This is a genomic window from Pantoea sp. WEP (assembly GCF_041678305.1).
Classification (GTDB): domain Bacteria; phylum Pseudomonadota; class Gammaproteobacteria; order Enterobacterales; family Enterobacteriaceae; genus Pantoea; species Pantoea dispersa.
In genome coordinates this window covers 235522-250785 of record NZ_JBGNXB010000002.1, presented here as the reverse complement: position 1 = coordinate 250785, position 15264 = coordinate 235522, and the positions used below count along the sequence as shown (strand labels likewise).

The following is a 15264-nucleotide window of genomic DNA, read 5'->3' as shown; positions in this document are numbered from 1 at the left end:
CCGCCGGCTGCACCCTAAAATGGCAACGCGATGATGCAGCGGTGCGCACGGTTTGTGCGTATTGCCTGCATTCGTATGACTGCCGCATCCATAAGTATTCCATCTTGTATCCCAGACCGTATCCCATCTGGTCCGGCGCATAACGGCCGCGCACACCACACTATTCTGGCACGCAAACTGCACTCCTCCCGGTAGCCAATTAACCCCGGAGAACGATCATGTTTGATGCACTGCTGGATGAAGATGCCACCCAGCTGGCGGCGCGGGTGCGCGACGGCGAGGTTTCCGCGCGCGAGTTAACCCAGGCGACGCTGGATCGCCTGGAACAGCGGGAGCCGCTGATTCAGGCGTTTTGTACCCTGACGCCGGAGCGGGCGCTGGCACAGGCAGAGCAGATCGACCGCCGTCGTGCGCGCGGCGAGCCGCTGGGCGCACTGGCGGGTGTGCCGCTGGCGGTAAAAGATTTGATCTGTACCGCAGGTGTGCGAACCACATCAGGATCGGCCGCCTACGCCGATTTTATTCCCGAAGAAGATGACATCACTGTTGAGCGCCTGCTGGCGGCGGATGCCATCCTGCTGGGCAAGACCACCGCGCCGGAGTTTGGTTACAGCGGTGTCGGCCATAATCCCCTGTTTCCCTCACCGCGTAATCCCTGGGATGTGAGCAAAACGCCGGGCGGATCGAGTGCGGGATCCGGCGCGGCGCTGGCGGCGCGGCTGTGTCCGATTGCGCTCGGCAGTGATGGCGGGGGATCGGTACGTATCCCGGCCGCCCACTGCGGTGTCTATGGACTCAAGGCCTCGATGGGGCGGGTGCCGCTGTGGCCGGGCTGCCGCGATGAGCGTTATCCTGGCGTTTCCAGCTGGGAATCCCTTGAACATATCGGTCCGATGACGCGTAGCGTGCGCGACAGCGCGCTGATGATGTCGGTGATGGCCGGTCCGGACATGCGCGATCGGCACTCCATCCCATGCAGCGATGTTGACTGGCTGGCCAGTCTGCATCGGCCACTACAGGGGGTGCGCATCGCTTTCAGCGCCGACTTTGGCTATATCGCCGTCGATGCGGAAGTGCGCGCCGTGGTCACCGCAGCCGCGCGTCGTTTCGCTGCGGCGCTGGGCGCAGAGCTGGAGGAGGTGGATCCCGGCATCGCTGACGAAAGCGCCAGCTTTGCAGCGCTGGTGGCGTTCGAAAGCGACCTGAGCGGCATGCGCCAGATGCAGAGCCAACTGGGAGCAGCGATGTCACCGCACCTGAGCGCCATGCTGCAGCGCGACTGGCGCGCGGAGCATTTCACCGACGCCAACACCACGCGCAAAAAGCTCTGCAACCAGCTGTGGCGCTTTATGCAGCGCTACGATCTGCTGCTGTCGCCGACGCTGGCGGTGCCGCCGTTTGCGCTGCATATGCAGGGCCCGGAAGTCATTGATGGCCGCATGGTGCGCAGCGATCACTGGCTGTCGTTCTGCTTCCCGTTCAATTTTACCGGTCAGCCTGCCGCCTCGGTGCCTGCCGGCTTCACGGCCAGTGGTCTGCCGATCGGTATGCAAATTGTGGGTCGTCATCTGGACGATGGCCTGGTGCTGGCGGCCAGTGCCGCTTTTGAGCGCATCCAACCATGGAATCATCACTATCCTGCTGCTATTGGAGTTCTCCATGAGTAACAAATCTTCCCCTGCGCTGGAGCAGGAGTTCGAGCATGAGCCGGTGCCGCTTAGCCATCGCCACTCGACGGGCTCGGTGTCGGCTGTGTGGTTTGGCTTTCCGATGATCCTTACCAATGCGCTGGTTCGGCGGCATTATCACCTGGCATCTTGGCTTCTGGCCGGCACTGCTGGCGATTTTGCTGGGTAACCTGGTGCTGTTTGCCTATGTCGGCGCACTTAGCTGGTTCGCCGGGCATACCGGTATGAACTTCGCGCTGCAGGCGAAGCGGACCTTTGGCACCAAAGGCTATATCCTGGTGTCCGGCTTTCTTTCTACCGTGGTGATAGGCTGGTACGCCTTCCAGACCGGCCTGACCGGGACGGTGATCAACCAGACTTTTGGCTGGAACGCGCTGGCGGTCACCGCGTTTGCCATGGTGCTGTATACCGGCGTCACCTTTCTCGGGGTGCGGGCGCTTTCGGTGCTGGGAATGATTGCCGCTCCGCTGTTTGTGGTGCTGGGGCTGGTGGCGCTGTGGCTGGTGAGCAAGGATCATGATTTCACCACGCTGACCCAGTGGCAGGGCAGTCCGGCAGCCGCTGGCGCCATGAGCATGGGCACGGCGGTCACCATGGTGATTGCCGGCTTTGCGGATTCCGGCACCATGACAGCGGATTTTACCCGCTGGTCGAAGGACGGCAAATCAGCGGTGATCGCCGCGTTTTCCGCGTTCCCGCTGGCGAATGTGATTTCCTATCTGTTTGGTGTGGTGATTGTCGCCGTCGGCGCGGCGGTCGATCCGCTCAGCAACGGCGGTAACTTCCTGCCGCTGCTGATGGGGCACGGCATGCTGCTCTCCGTCATTGCCTTTCTGTTTGTGTTTATCAACCTCGGTTCGGTGTGCACGCACTGCCTGTATAACGGCGCGGTCGGTTTCAGCCATCTGTTCAGTAGCAAAATGCGCCTGTGGACGCTGATCCTCGGGGCCATCGGTGGCGTGCTGGCGCTGGCCGGCGTGTGGTCCTGGTTCCTTGAATGGCTCAGCCTGCTCGGCATGGTGGTGCCGCCGTTTGGCGCAGTGATGATTGTTGATCTGATCTTTATGGCAAAAATCAGCGAACAGCGTCAAACCCGGCGCCTGCGCGGCAGCGCGTTCGCCGCCTGGGCCATCGGCAGCCTGTGTGCGGTGATGGCCCACCTCGAATTCCCGCAGTTTGGTGAAGCGGTTATCGGCCTGGTCACCGCGGCACTGAGCTATACGCTGATTGTGAAATGGAAACCGGAAAGCAGCACGGCGGTAATGGAGAAAAGCAATGCCTGATTATATCGTAGATTCAACCCCCTATCCGTGGCCGTTTGACGGCAACTGCACGGTGCAAAACACCGCGCTGCTGGTGATTGATATGCAAACCGACTTTTGCGGCAAGGGCGGTTATGTTGACACTATGGGTTACGACATCTCCCTGACACGCGCCCCCATCAAACCGCTGCAGCAGGTGTTAGCGCGCATGCGCGAATCCGGCTTCCCGATCATCCATACCCGTGAAGGCCATCGTCCGGACCTGAGCGATCTGCCGGCTAACAAGCGCTGGCGCTCGCGGCGCATGCAGGCGGAGATTGGTGCACCTGGGCCCTGTGGTCGCATTCTGGTGCGCGGTGAGCCAGGCTGGGAAATCATTCCCGAGCTGGCGCCGCTACCGGATGAAGTGATTATTGATAAACCCGGCAAGGGCTCTTTTTACGCCACCGACCTTGAGCTGATTCTGCACAGTCGCGGTATCCGCAACTTAATCATCAGCGGCATCACCACCGACGTTTGCGTGCATACCACACTGCGCGAAGCCAACGATCGCGGTTTTGAATGTCTGGTGCTGAGCGACTGCTGCGCGGCGACGGAGTTGAAGCATCATGAAGCGGCGCTCAGCATGATTCATATGCAAGGCGGTATATTCGGCGCAGTGGCAGACTCGGCAACGCTGCTGGCCGCGCTGAACAGCCCGGCAGCGGCACGGGTGAGCTAATCCGGCAACGGACGCGAACGGCGGGCTGGCCAGGCGTTGAGGTGCCGGGCCAGCCACAACCGCACACCAACCCTGCGCGGGCGTGATGATGCAGTCTGACCGGCCTCCGCCGGTCATGGCCAACCTCAGCCGACGTTGCCGGCAATCGTCAGATAGTCGGTATACATTTGCGGTGCGCCGGAGAACGAGGCCATGGTGCGCCATTCATCATACATACGCTCGCTCTCCTGATGGTTTTTCACAAACGTCAGCGATTTTTCGGTTGAGACGTCCATCGCCGGATGGAAGCTGTTGAGCGAGTCGAGACTTTCGATCACCAGCATCACTGCATATTGCTCACTTCGATTGCCGCCGGTGCCCTTCAGTATGTGAAACTTCCAGCCGGGATAGTCATCAATGCGCGCGACGTTCTCAATCATAAAGCGATCGAAGTCGGCAGCCGTCACGCCCGTGCGTAGCGCCAGATGATGAAAACCGACCACGCGTGCCACCGGAGGTTGAGCATCGGGCTGAAAATTCGGGCCGGGCGGCAGTGAACTGTGGCGGTTTTCTGCCAGCAGCGAGAACGTGGAGAAGAGCGTTGGTAACTCCCCATAGGTGGCAAAGTTTTTCCACTCCTCAAGCAGCGCGCTCGCCTCGGGCCGTTGTTGCCAGAAGGCGATGGCCTCAGCCGTGAGTTCGCCAGCCGGTGTGATATAGCGGTCATAGTCTGCCTGGCTGGGAGCCTGATACAGCATCAGGTATTGTTCCTGGCGTTCGCCGCGCAGGCCTTTTAACAGCGACCATTGCCAGCCCGGATAAGCAGGAATCTGCGTGCCGCGCGCCTTGAGAAAGGCTTCGAAGGTTGCGGCATTAACGCCTTTCTTCAGATTGAGCCCGACGTAGTGCAGGCTGAACACCGGTTGCGTTGAGGTTGTCATAGAAACTCCTTGTGAATATGACAGGGCAGAGGCGCTACTTCGCTGTCAGAGCGAAACGCGCCGCGAAAGTCACCAGCAGCAACATCACGATGCCGGCGCTGAGCGTGGTGGTCAGGGACGTAAACTGGGCGCTAAAGCCAATCAGCGCCGGGCCCAGCAGTAGCCCGGAGTAACCGCACAGCGTGACGGCCGGTATGGCGTAATGCGCGGCGACAGTGCGCTGGTTACCCGCCGCGTTGAATAAAATCGGCACGATATTGGCCAGACCGATACCCACCAGCACAAAGCCGAGCAGGGCGCTCCACAGCCAGACGGAGAAAATCGCTAATGCCAGCCCTCCGCTGGCGACGAGACCGCCCAAGGTGAGCACGCGGCGACTGCCATAGTGATTAATCAGCCGATCGCCAAACAGGCGCAGTGTGGCGACAGCCGTGGCGTACAGCGTGAAGCTGAAACCGGCCAGCTGCATCGACATGGCGCGTTCACTGTTCATAAACACCGCTGACCAGTCGAGCATGGCGCCTTCGGTGAGGAACAGCAGGAAACACAGCAGGGCAATCAGCACCACGTTACGGTGCGTCAGGGCGCGCAGCGTACCGCGCGTTGGTTTTGCATCCGTGCGACGACGGGGCAACAGGGCGGTATGGCTCATCAGCAGCAGCAATACAATCAACGCACACAGCGGCAGCAGCGCCAGCAGGGGCGCAACCTGCAGCCACAGCAGCAGACTCACCGCGCCGGCGCCAGCAATGCTGCCAAGACTGTAAAAGCCGTGAAAGCCCGACATCTTGCTGACCCCGGCCTCGCGCTCCACGATCACCGCCTGATAATTCATGCTGACATCCATCAGTCCGTTGATCGCGCCGAAGAGCAACAGCGCGCCCGCTATTGGCAGCGGTGAGTTCAGCAGCATCAGCAGCGGCAGATCCAGGGCCAGTCCGGCACCGCACAGCAGCAGCAGCGTGCGACAGCCAAAATGGGCAATCAGCGCGCCGGTAAAGGGCATAACTGACATGGAGCCTGCGGCGATACAGAACAGCAGCAGCCCCAGCATGCCGTCATTGATCGCCAGTTGCGCTTTGGCGAAGGGAATAAGCGGCGCCCAGGCGGCCATGCCCAGTCCGGCGATAAAAAATAGCGTGCGCGTCGCGCGCTGCTGGCGCAGGTTAAGCAGATTACTGGTCATCATCACATCCCGGTGTAGTACGGCGTTTCATGGCCTGGCCTTCTCCATGGTCGGGCTACAGGTACACTGCAGCCTGTGCAGAGGCCCATAAAAACGTAATTGATATTTAACAGTAACAAGACTTGTCCTGGAAATGACGTAGCGTGTTCAGGTGGCTGTATTCAGTAGATTTTATTTATGGCATACACGGAAGGCATTTTAAAAAAGCGCGATGTGGGATGGGAGCGGTAATGACGGGTAAAGTCAACGATGACAAGAATTACTTTAATGAACTGAAATATATGGTGATTATCCTGAGGTAATATAAGCATCTCGCGCACTGTGTAGCGGTGCAACTTATGGCGTGATAAATCGCACCGCTATCTACCTGGATGAATTACCTGCACATTGCTTAACTGAACAGCAGCGTTTATGTTCTTAATCGGCAATTAAAAATATAAATATAGTTAATGATTGATCAGCGTATTTAACAACCTGCAACCGTCAGCGCCAGGTCTCTTCACTTACTCATCCAGCTGTAAATAGCAAACACGCAGGCGGTGCCCGTCCGGGTCCAGCGCGGTAAAGGTGTAGCCAAAGTCCATACGCACCGGCGACTGAATGATGGTGATTTCACGCAGCACGCCCCATTCGTGATAAAGAAAATCGACATCGTCTTTGCGCGCGGTTTTAAACACAATTTCGCTACGCGCTGCACTGGCGGGCAGGGAGAGTGCGGGTTCAACGGTATACTGCGACCAGATACCCAGTTTAAAGCCGCTCTCAAACACAAACATGGCAAAGGTCGGGCTGAGTTCTGTGGGTTTGATGTCGAACAGCGCGGCATAAAAGTCAGCACTTTTCACGACGTTGGGCACATAAATAATGGTCATGTTAGCGGTAAGCATGGTGATCTCCTTGTGTGTTTACCGCTGCATAGTAGGGGGAGGCTGTGACAGATTTTGTCAGGAGTCTACCGGGTAACGCAGATTCTGATAATCCCGCCAGCGCTTCAGCAACTGATGACGCGTGCCGGGATAGAGTTCGCTGGTGACGCTGATCGCTTCAATGCGATCGACGCGGAAATTGCGAAACTCCTGGCGCAGTTCGCACCAGCCGCACAGCAGGCGCACGCGTTCAAAGTAGCCAATCACCACCGGCCAGATGGTGCGCGTGGAGAGGTTATCCTGCAGATCTTTGTAGCGCAGGCTGATCTTGCTGCGCTGATGGATTGCCTGGCGAATCTGCGGCAGATGGGTTTCGAACAACGCTTCGCCCTGGGAGGCGATCAGCAGCGACTGGTGATCGATACTCTGCGTAAGATGCGGCGGAATCACAGCCTGGACTTTGGCCAGCGCATGGCGCGCGGCGGACTTAAGCTCATCGTCGGTGTGTCGGGTGACCCAGTTGAGCCCGAGCACCAGCGCGTCAATCTCCTGACGGGAAAACATCAGCGGCGGCAAATGGCCGTCTGATTTCAGTAAATAACCAACGCCCGCGCTGCCCTCAATCTCTACGCCCTGCTGCTGCAAACTAAGAATGTCACGATAGACGGTGCGCACGCTGATGTGCAGCTGTTCAGCGATACGCTGCGCGGTCAGCGGATAGCGATGACAGCGCAGCAATTGCAGCAGTTCGGGAAGCCGCTGAGTTTTAGACATGATACGCCAGCCTTAAGCGAAGAACGCGCGCCGCCAGGATTCAGGCACGCAACAGTTGGCTTAATGTAGCCAAATCCGCCGTGCTTTGCAGCTTACTGATAGCCAGTAACTGCTGCTGGCGCGCCGGCACTTCATGGCGCAGCGCCTGACGCAGTTTGGCCGCCACATCTACGCCATCCGCCAGCGACTGCTGCCGCGTGCGGCGCTGCTGCAGCTGACGACCCTCTTTCAGCGTCAGCGTGACGAGATGAAAACGCCGCGCCGGGTTGAGCGCATCGGGCGGCGCGGACGCATCCGGCGTGCGACGCACTTTGGCCGCCAGCGGCATCACCGCCGGATTGAGTGCACCTTCGGCAAAATCTTCCAGCCGCAAATCGTCATACATCAGCATCGCGGCAATCACGTACTCCAGGCTAAAGCGTGCTTCGATGCCGTTAGCCGGCACGCGAACTGCCGCCGCGATGTCACCACCCGGCGGGAAGGCGACCGTGATGTCATCAATATTTTCCAGCAGCGAGTCCAGCGAGTGACCTTCTGCCAGCCAGGCGCGCCGCAGCAGACGTGCCGCTTCGGCAGCGCTGTGAGTCCCGGCGCAGGTGGGGAAGGGTTTGAACTCCAGACCGGGGGTACTGATGCGCCACGGCGCGCCCCAGTTTTCCACCAGCCGATGCGGCTGCGCCTCGCCGTTACTGCTGGCGGCGAGAAACGCGTCGATCACGCCTTCATGCCGGCCATCGAATTTCGCCAGCGTCAGCTGCGCCGCCATCACTGCACGCTCTGCCGCCAGTCCGGCATGCAGCGGCTTCACCGCTGAACCAAACTGGGCGCGCAGTCCGCTGGCCTGGGTCGCCGCGATGCCGATCAGCGTGGCGCAGTCGGTTGCATTAAGCTGCAGCAGGCGTGCCAGCGCGGCCGCCGCCGCCAGCGTGCCCAGCGTGGCCGTGTTGTGATAACCCAGCGCATAGTGCTGCTGGCTGGCGGCCAGTCCCAGCCGGCCAGCCACTTCCACGCCGATGACATAAGCATCAAGGAACGCTTCGGCAGTGGCGGGCTGCTGTTGCTGCCAGGCAAACAGCGCAGGCAGAATCGCCACGCTGGGATGGCCGCGAAAATCGGCATGGAAATCATCGTAATCCAGCGCATGACCGGCATAGCCCAGCAGTAACGCCTGTGAGCGTACGCTGCCGTCGCCATAAACCTGTCGCAGCGCCGGTAAGCCGCTGTCCGGGACCTGCTGCTGTAACACCGGCCAGCTCACAGCCAGAAAATCCTGCACGCCAGTGCGCGCGGCATCACGTGCCGCCGCATCCGGCTGGCTTTGCAGGATGCGCTCAGCCAGCGCGTGGCTCAGGTTCATGCCTGCTCCAGACTGCGCAGCGCCGCCACGGCGAGCTGTGCGAGGTAGCGTGAGGTGGGCAGCAACACCGCATCATTGATGCGAAAAGCCGGATGGTGCAACGCATAAGGTTCGCCAGTGCCGATCATCACAAAGGCGCCGGGCAGCTGTTGCTGATAAAAAGCAAAATCTTCGCCGATCGGGCTGGCTTCCACCACGCGCGCCTCAAGTCCGCTGGCGGTGGCCTGTTGCAGAGCAAAATCCGCCCAGTGCGCATCATTCACCACCGCAGGCGGACCGGCGTGCCAGTTAAACTCAACCTCTGCGGCAAAAGCCGCACCGAGGCCGAGCACGATTTCGCGGAAGCGCTGCTCCAGTCGCTCACGCGTGGACTGAGAGAAGGTGCGCACCGTGCCTTCCAGCCAGGCGCTGTCCGGAATGACGTTCCAGGTGCTGCCGCTGTGCAGCTGGGTGATCGACACCACCGCGTTGTCAGCGGAGGGGGCGTTACGGCTAATCAGCGTTTGCGCCGCGGAGACAATCTGCGCCGCGATAACGATCGGATCGTTGCCCTGATGTGGTTTGGCAGCATGGCTGCCGGTGCCGGTGATGCGGATATCGAAGCGATCCACCGCCGCGGTCAGCGCACCGGCTTTGCTACCCACCACGCCAGGCGGCAGCGACGGATCGTTATGAATGCCGAAAATCGCCACCGCCTCCTGCAGCGCGCCGGTGGCGATGACATCCGGCGCGCCCTGGCCGGTCTCTTCGGCGGCCTGGAACAGAATCCGCACGCGGCCGGGCAGCGTTGCCTCCTGCTGCTTAAGCAGAATCGCCGCGCCGAGTGCAGCGGAAGCGTGAAAATCGTGGCCGCAGGCATGCATCACGCCGGGACGCTCCGAACGAAAAGCGATGTCCGACTGCTCCTCAATCGGCAACGCATCAATATCCGAACGCAGCACAATCAGCGGTCCCTGTGCCGGGCCGACCTCCGCCACCAGACCGGTTTTCAGTGGCAAATCAACGATGCGAATCTGGTGCTGTTCCAGCTGCTGGCGCAGGCGGGCGGTAGTTTCAAACTCCTGATTAGAGAGTTCCGGAAAACGGTGCAGTTCGTGGCGAAAGGCGATCAGCTGCTCGCCCAGCGCTGTTTCATTCAGTTGGCTCATGCCTGGCTTCCTTGTGATGCCGCCTGGCGCGACAGCCAGGCATCGTGCGCGGTTTCATCCAGCACTTTTTTCATATATTGCGTGATGTGGCCTTTGCCGAGATCGGTGGTGTGCATGAGCACAAAACCGCGCTTGCGATACATATCAATCAGCCACGGATGGCTGATGGCGGTACCGAGCGATACCGCCGGTGCGCGTAACTGGCCGCGTAAAATTTCCTGCTCCAGGCGATCCTGAACCTGGCGGCCAAACTGCTGCCCCGCGTAGTCCGGGTGAGCGCCAAACCAGCCGATATGCGGCAGGCCGAACGGACCCGGCAGCGGGCCCCATGGATAACGCACGGTGACCGAGGAGACCATCACGCCCTGGGCATACAGCGCATACACGCCGTGGCTTTGCAGATGCCGCAGCGTTTTCTCGCGGTCAGCGGTGGCCGCATCAAATTTGATCCCCAGCGCCAGCGTGGGCGCATAGGCGGCATGCATCAGCGCCTGATAAGTGTCCACTTCGTCTTCTGTGACCTGACGAAACTCAAGTGTCATAGCTATCCCCGGAAAACCGCCCGGCGGGCGATAAAAAAAGAAGGCTCAGAGTAGCAGTAAAGCGCTGACGGGCTATATGTGAAATCCGGATAAGCTAATGCAAATTTGTGAAAATGAAATGACGGCTTTTTCATTGCACAAATCGCCATTTACCGTAGTATGCATAAAATACATAGCGCTATAACTATTTCGCATTAATCCTCTGAAATATAACAATTTTGTTATGGCGTTTTTCCTAATCAGGGTGACAACGTGTTAGCGATTAAATCTCCGCGTGCCTACGCACACGAACCGGGACTGCGTGCGCGCACCGGTGAATTCATTAAACCTTATGCTACGCATATCCGTATTTTCACCTCTCCGCGCGCCTGGCAGGCGGTTAATCCGCAATTAACGCAAAGTCTGGAAACCTGTGGTATTCGCTGGGAAATCGAGTATTTGCACGGCGAATGCACCGATGCCGCCATTGATACGCTGAAAAGCAATCTGCAACAGCAGCAGGCTGAACTGCTGCTGGCAATTGGCGGCGGGCGCGTACTGGATGCGGCTAAAGCGGTCGGCAGCCAGTTACCGGAAATCACCGTCGTCAATTTCGCCACCGTCGCGGCGACCTGTGCCGCCTGGTCGCCGGTGGCGATTATTTATGACGCGCAGGGCGGCCACGTGCGCAGCCAGCCGCTGGGCAAAATGCCTGAACTGGTACTGGTAGACAGCGAAGTGATTGCGCAAAGTGATGTGCGTTACCTCAAAGCGGGCATTGTCGACGCGCTGGCTAAATACTACGAGTTCTCTCCTTATCTGCGGCACAACCCCCACGATCTCGCCCTCGATCTTAAAGTGATGACCGCGCAGCGCGCGCTGGATGTCTATCGCCAGCACGGTGCCGCCGCCGTGCTGGCCAACCAGCAACAGCAGGTAACGCCGGAACTGGTGAAGGTGATCGATGCCAGCATTGTGCTGGCCGGCCTGGCCAACAGCGTGCGTGACGTGCTGCCAACGCCAGGCTTTGCCCATGCGATTCATAACCGTCTGACCCATCAGCCGGAGCTGCACCACTGGCTGCACGGTGAAAAAGTCGGTTACAGCCTGCTGGTGCAGTCGCTGATTGAGCACGACGGTGAGCCGGACGCCGCGCTGCTGGCGCTGCTGCGGCAGTATGATATGCCGCTGACCTTAGCGCCGCTGCACGGCGATCGTCGCGCAGCCATCAGAAGCATTGCTGAACAGATCAAATTCCCGGCGGCCAGCGCCGAACGTCTGCCGTTCCGCATCAGCGCGGATGCCTTAGAGCAGGCGCTGCTGGCGACCGAGAACGCCTTTTAATTGTTATTGACCCTTTTATTGACCAGGAAAAAATATGGCTACTTCATCTTCACGCCGCATCCGTTTAGGGCTGTTTGTGCAACCGGTAGGACAGCACGTGAGCGGCTGGCGGCTGACGGAAAATCTGGGCGATCCGACGGATATTGACTGGCTGATCACCATCGCGAAAAAAGCCGAAGCCGGCAAGTTTGATCTGTTCTTCGTGGGTGATGCACTGGCGACCAGCATGTATCGTCTGCCTTCTACCATGGCGCGTCTGGAGCCGTTAACGCTGCTGTCGGCGCTGGCGGTCAACACCAAACGTATTGGCCTGGCGGCGACCGCCTCGACTACCTTCAGCGACCCGTTCACCATGGCGCGCAGCTTCTCGTCGCTGGACCACATCAGCCGCGGCCGCGCCGCCTGGAACGTGGTGACGTCGTTCTCTACCGATGTGGCGCGTAACTTCAGCCGCAGCGATATGCCTAATCATGCGGAGCGCTACGCGCGCGCCCGTGAATTCCTTGATGTTACCTATAAGCTGTGGGACGGCTGGCAGGCAGGGGCGGTGCAGCCCAACAAAGAGACCGGTCAGTACTTCATTGATGACAAAATTCAGCCGATTAACCACGTCGGCGAGCACTTCCAGGTGCAGGGCCCGCTGAACATTACCCGCTCACCGCAGGGGCGTCCGGTGATTATCGAAGCCGGTTCTTCCAGCGATGGGCAGAAGCTGGCGGCAGAGACCGCCGAGGTGATTTTCACCGCCTCGGCCAGCCTGGAAGAAGCACAGAGCTTCTACCGTTCGCAGAAAGATCAGGTGATTGCCGCCGGACGCAATCCGGATCACGTGGTGATCATGCCTGGCGTGATGCCGATTGTTGGCCGCACGCGCGAAGAGGCCAAAGCGCTGTGGAAAGAGCTCAACACGCTGGTTGATATAGACAACGGTCTGCGTCAGCTCTCGCTGCGCTTCAATATGGATCTGAGCCAGTATCCGCTCGACGGTCCGGTGCCGGAAGTGCCGCTGGGTGAAGGCAACCAGAGCCGTGTGAAGCTGATGACCGACATGGCGAAACGTGAAAATCTGACGCTGCGCGAACTGGCCGCGGTAGCCGCCGGATCGCGTGGTCACCGGGTAATCGTCGGTACCGCGCAGGATATTGCCGATGACTTTGAGCTGTGGCTCAACGAGGGCGGTGCCGATGGTTTCAACATCATGCCGGCGATCATGTCCGAGCAGCTTGATTTGTTTGTGGAGCTGGTGATTCCGGAACTGCGCCGTCGCGGTCTGTTCCGCGAAGAGTACGAGTTCGCCACGCTGCGTGAAAACCTCGGCCTGCCGGTGGTGTGAGAGACAGGAGCGAAACATGATCACCCTATCGAAGCGCGTACAATCTGTGTCGCTCTCGGCTAACGCGGCGGCACGTCAGCTGACGTGCCAGCTAAAAGAGCAGGGCGTGGATATTCTTGACCTCACCACCGGTGAGCCGGATTTTGATACGCCCGCGCACATCCGTGCCGCCGCCAGCGCCGCGATGGATGGCGGTGAAACCCGTTATACGCCGACCAATGGCACCACCGCGCTGCGTAAAGCGGTGCAGGCCAAACTGGCGCGCGAGAACCAGCTGCAGTACGCGCTGGGTCAAATCTGTATCGCCAACGGCGCAAAGCAAATCATCTTCAACGCGTTTGCCGCGACGCTAAACGACGGCGATAAGGTGATTGTGCCCACGCCATACTGGCCAACTTTCCCGGACAGCGTGCGCTTCAATGGTGGCGAGGCGGTGCTGCTGCCTTGTCCGCTTGAGCAGCAGTACAAGCTGCAGCCGGCGCAGCTGGCGCAGGCGATCACTGAGAAAACCCGCTGGCTGGTGCTGAACAATCCCGGCAATCCCTCTGGCATGGTGTACAGCGCACAGGAGTTGCAGGCCCTGGCGACGGTGCTGCGCGATCATCCCGATGTGCTGATTATGCTGGATGAGCTGTACGAACATATCCTGTTTGACGATCGTCAGCATGTTAGTCTGCTGCAGGTGGCGCCGGATCTGGCTGAACGCGTTTTGCTGGTGGGAGGCGTGTCGAAAACCTATGCCATGACCGGCTGGCGCATTGGCTTTGCTGCCGGGCCGCAGCCGCTGATTGATGCCATGGTGGTGGTGCAGTCGCAGAACAGTTCTGGCGCCAGCGCCATCAGCCAGGCGGCGGCGGTTGCGGCCTTTAGCGGTGGGCTCGATTTTCTGCCCCCGCAGCGCGCCGCGTATCAGGCGCGACGCGATGTCATTGTGCAGCAGTTGCAGCAGGTGGCCGGCATTGAAGTGCTGCAACCTCAGGGCGCATTTTTTGTCTTTTGTCGCTGTGCTGGCCTGCTGGGCAAAACCCGGCCTGACGGCGCCGTACTGCATGACGAACAGGATGTGCTGAATTATCTGCTGGAGAGCGGTGTGTCCGGCGTGGCGGGCAGTGCTTACGGCCTGTCGCCGTATTTCCGTTTGTCGATCGCCACGGATATCGATAGCGTGCAGGAGGCGGGTAAACGTATTGCGCGCGCCTGTGCAGCGTTAATCTGACGGGCGGGTGTGGGAAGGCGTAATGGCCTGATCACCTCGCGGCACACTGTATGAAAGGAATGCATGAAAGGATTGCATGAAAGCATTTAGGGTGCCGGGATACAGGGGCGGTGATGCGGCAATTAGCCGGTTCCGCCCCGATTTCCTGCGACTGGATTAAATCAGAAAATCATCCAGCGAACCGCCAGCGTCAATCGCTGACTTTATCGGCGAGGGAGTACGACCCTGACCGGTCCAGAATTTCTCATTACCCTGTTCGTCGGTAAATTTATACTTCGCCGGACGCGGTGCACGTTTTGCTTTGCTCTTCGTTTCACCCTGGTTTAATTGCGCCAGTTCATTAATTGTAATGCCGTCTTTGCGCAGCATCTCTTTATATAACGCCAGCTTCTCTTCTTTTTCGCGCTGTGCAGCACTCTCTGCAGCCGTCTCTTCGCGGCGTTCGGCGACCACCACGGCAAACTTCTCCAGCATTTCGTTTAATACCGCAACCTCAATATTACGTGCTTCAGCACGCAGCGTACGAAGATTGTTCAATGCCTTGAGTGCATCGCTCATGTATAAACCCTTATTACTGATACCACTGATTTGAAAGCGTGCATTCTACGGCAATTTTATTCAAATGGAAATATTCACCCGCCGACAGATTTGTCCGGAAATATGCCCCGACCTGTACAGTTTTTGATTGGGCGTAAAGATTTTTGTCTCTTCATTGATTACGCATAAACATGTTAGCGGCTGATTTAATATTACTCGCCACCTACGTTAAGCCGTTCATTTAACATCGCGGCATCTCACGCAATATACGTCACGGCGATTTACAGCTTAATAAATGGCGCCATGTTAACAACGCAGCGATTGCTGCAGGATTAAAAGCATAACTGGTCCACCTTAGCGCAGAAAAGGAAACTTTATAAACGCCTTTCCT

At 59.0% G+C, this 15264-nt stretch carries 13 protein-coding genes and 1 pseudogene; 6 read left to right on the top strand and 8 right to left on the bottom strand.

Features of this window, described 5'->3' with window-relative positions; translation table 11 throughout:
- Positions 1-218 precede the first annotated feature (218 nt).
- The 3 genes and pseudogenes from ABVR31_RS20250 to ABVR31_RS20240 all read left to right on the top strand — a co-directional run bounded on the left by ABVR31_RS20250 (position 219) and on the right by ABVR31_RS20240 (position 3671).
- Positions 219-1667, top strand: coding sequence for an amidase (locus tag ABVR31_RS20250; RefSeq protein ID WP_372774290.1), 1449 nt, complete (start codon positions 219-221; stop codon positions 1665-1667).
- A pseudogene (locus tag ABVR31_RS20245) lies at positions 1660-2971 on the top strand (cytosine permease). The gene ABVR31_RS20250 and the pseudogene ABVR31_RS20245 overlap by 8 nt, the downstream one beginning before the upstream one ends.
- Positions 2964-3671, top strand: a complete 708-nt coding sequence (locus tag ABVR31_RS20240) for a cysteine hydrolase family protein (protein ID WP_021509020.1) — start codon at positions 2964-2966, stop codon at positions 3669-3671. Before ABVR31_RS20245 ends, ABVR31_RS20240 begins: the two are co-directional and overlap by 8 nt.
- 125 nt (positions 3672-3796) lie before the next feature.
- Here ABVR31_RS20240 and ABVR31_RS20235 read toward each other — a convergent pair whose 3' ends face one another.
- The 7 genes from ABVR31_RS20235 to ABVR31_RS20205 form a co-directional block, all read right to left on the bottom strand.
- Positions 3797-4591, bottom strand: a complete 795-nt coding sequence (locus ABVR31_RS20235; RefSeq protein WP_288421546.1) for a hypothetical protein — start codon at positions 4589-4591, stop codon at positions 3797-3799.
- A 34-nt stretch (positions 4592-4625) separates the two neighbouring features.
- Positions 4626-5777, bottom strand: a complete 1152-nt coding sequence (locus ABVR31_RS20230; protein WP_372774735.1) for an MFS transporter — start codon at positions 5775-5777, stop codon at positions 4626-4628.
- A 503-nt stretch (positions 5778-6280) separates the two neighbouring features.
- Positions 6281-6664 carry a VOC family protein gene (locus ABVR31_RS20225; RefSeq protein WP_372774288.1) on the bottom strand — a complete coding sequence of 128 codons (384 nt, stop codon included), beginning with the start codon at positions 6662-6664 and terminating at the stop codon, positions 6281-6283.
- A gap of 57 nt (positions 6665-6721) precedes the next feature.
- A complete protein-coding gene (locus ABVR31_RS20220) occupies positions 6722-7417 on the bottom strand; it encodes a YafY family protein (protein WP_288421560.1) in 696 nt (231 codons plus the stop codon).
- Positions 7418-7457: 40 nt separating this feature from the next.
- Positions 7458-8774, bottom strand: a complete 1317-nt coding sequence (locus ABVR31_RS20215; RefSeq protein WP_336699203.1) for an MmgE/PrpD family protein — start codon at positions 8772-8774, stop codon at positions 7458-7460.
- On the bottom strand, positions 8771-9922 hold the full coding sequence (locus ABVR31_RS20210) for an amidohydrolase (protein ID WP_372774286.1): 1152 nt from the start codon (positions 9920-9922) through the stop codon (positions 8771-8773). The genes ABVR31_RS20215 and ABVR31_RS20210 overlap by 4 nt, the downstream gene beginning before the upstream one ends.
- Positions 9919-10464 carry a GNAT family N-acetyltransferase gene (locus ABVR31_RS20205; protein WP_288444998.1) on the bottom strand — a complete coding sequence of 182 codons (546 nt, stop codon included), beginning with the start codon at positions 10462-10464 and terminating at the stop codon, positions 9919-9921. Before ABVR31_RS20205 ends, ABVR31_RS20210 begins: the two co-directional genes overlap by 4 nt.
- Positions 10465-10716: 252 nt before the next feature.
- Here ABVR31_RS20205 and ABVR31_RS20200 point away from each other — a divergent pair, with 252 nt between their 5' ends.
- The 3 genes from ABVR31_RS20200 to ABVR31_RS20190 are packed head-to-tail and all read left to right on the top strand — an operon-like array spanning position 10717 to position 14336.
- Complete coding sequence (locus ABVR31_RS20200) at positions 10717-11787, top strand: iron-containing alcohol dehydrogenase family protein (RefSeq protein WP_058759090.1); 1071 nt, start codon at positions 10717-10719, stop codon at positions 11785-11787.
- Between the two features lie 34 nt (positions 11788-11821).
- A complete protein-coding gene (locus ABVR31_RS20195; protein WP_058770255.1) occupies positions 11822-13120 on the top strand; it encodes an LLM class flavin-dependent oxidoreductase in 1299 nt (432 codons plus the stop codon).
- Positions 13121-13136: 16 nt separating this feature from the next.
- The gene (locus ABVR31_RS20190; protein ID WP_150058946.1) at positions 13137-14336 is read left to right on the top strand and encodes an aminotransferase class I/II-fold pyridoxal phosphate-dependent enzyme; all 1200 of its coding nucleotides are present in this window, start codon (positions 13137-13139) and stop codon (positions 14334-14336) included.
- A gap of 156 nt (positions 14337-14492) precedes the next feature.
- On the opposite strand, the gene ABVR31_RS20185 is transcribed toward ABVR31_RS20190, so the two are convergent.
- Positions 14493-14894 (bottom strand): H-NS family nucleoid-associated regulatory protein, encoded by a 402-nt coding sequence (locus tag ABVR31_RS20185; RefSeq protein ID WP_021509031.1) that lies wholly within the window; start codon positions 14892-14894, stop codon positions 14493-14495.
- Positions 14895-15264: the final 370 nt, after the last annotated feature.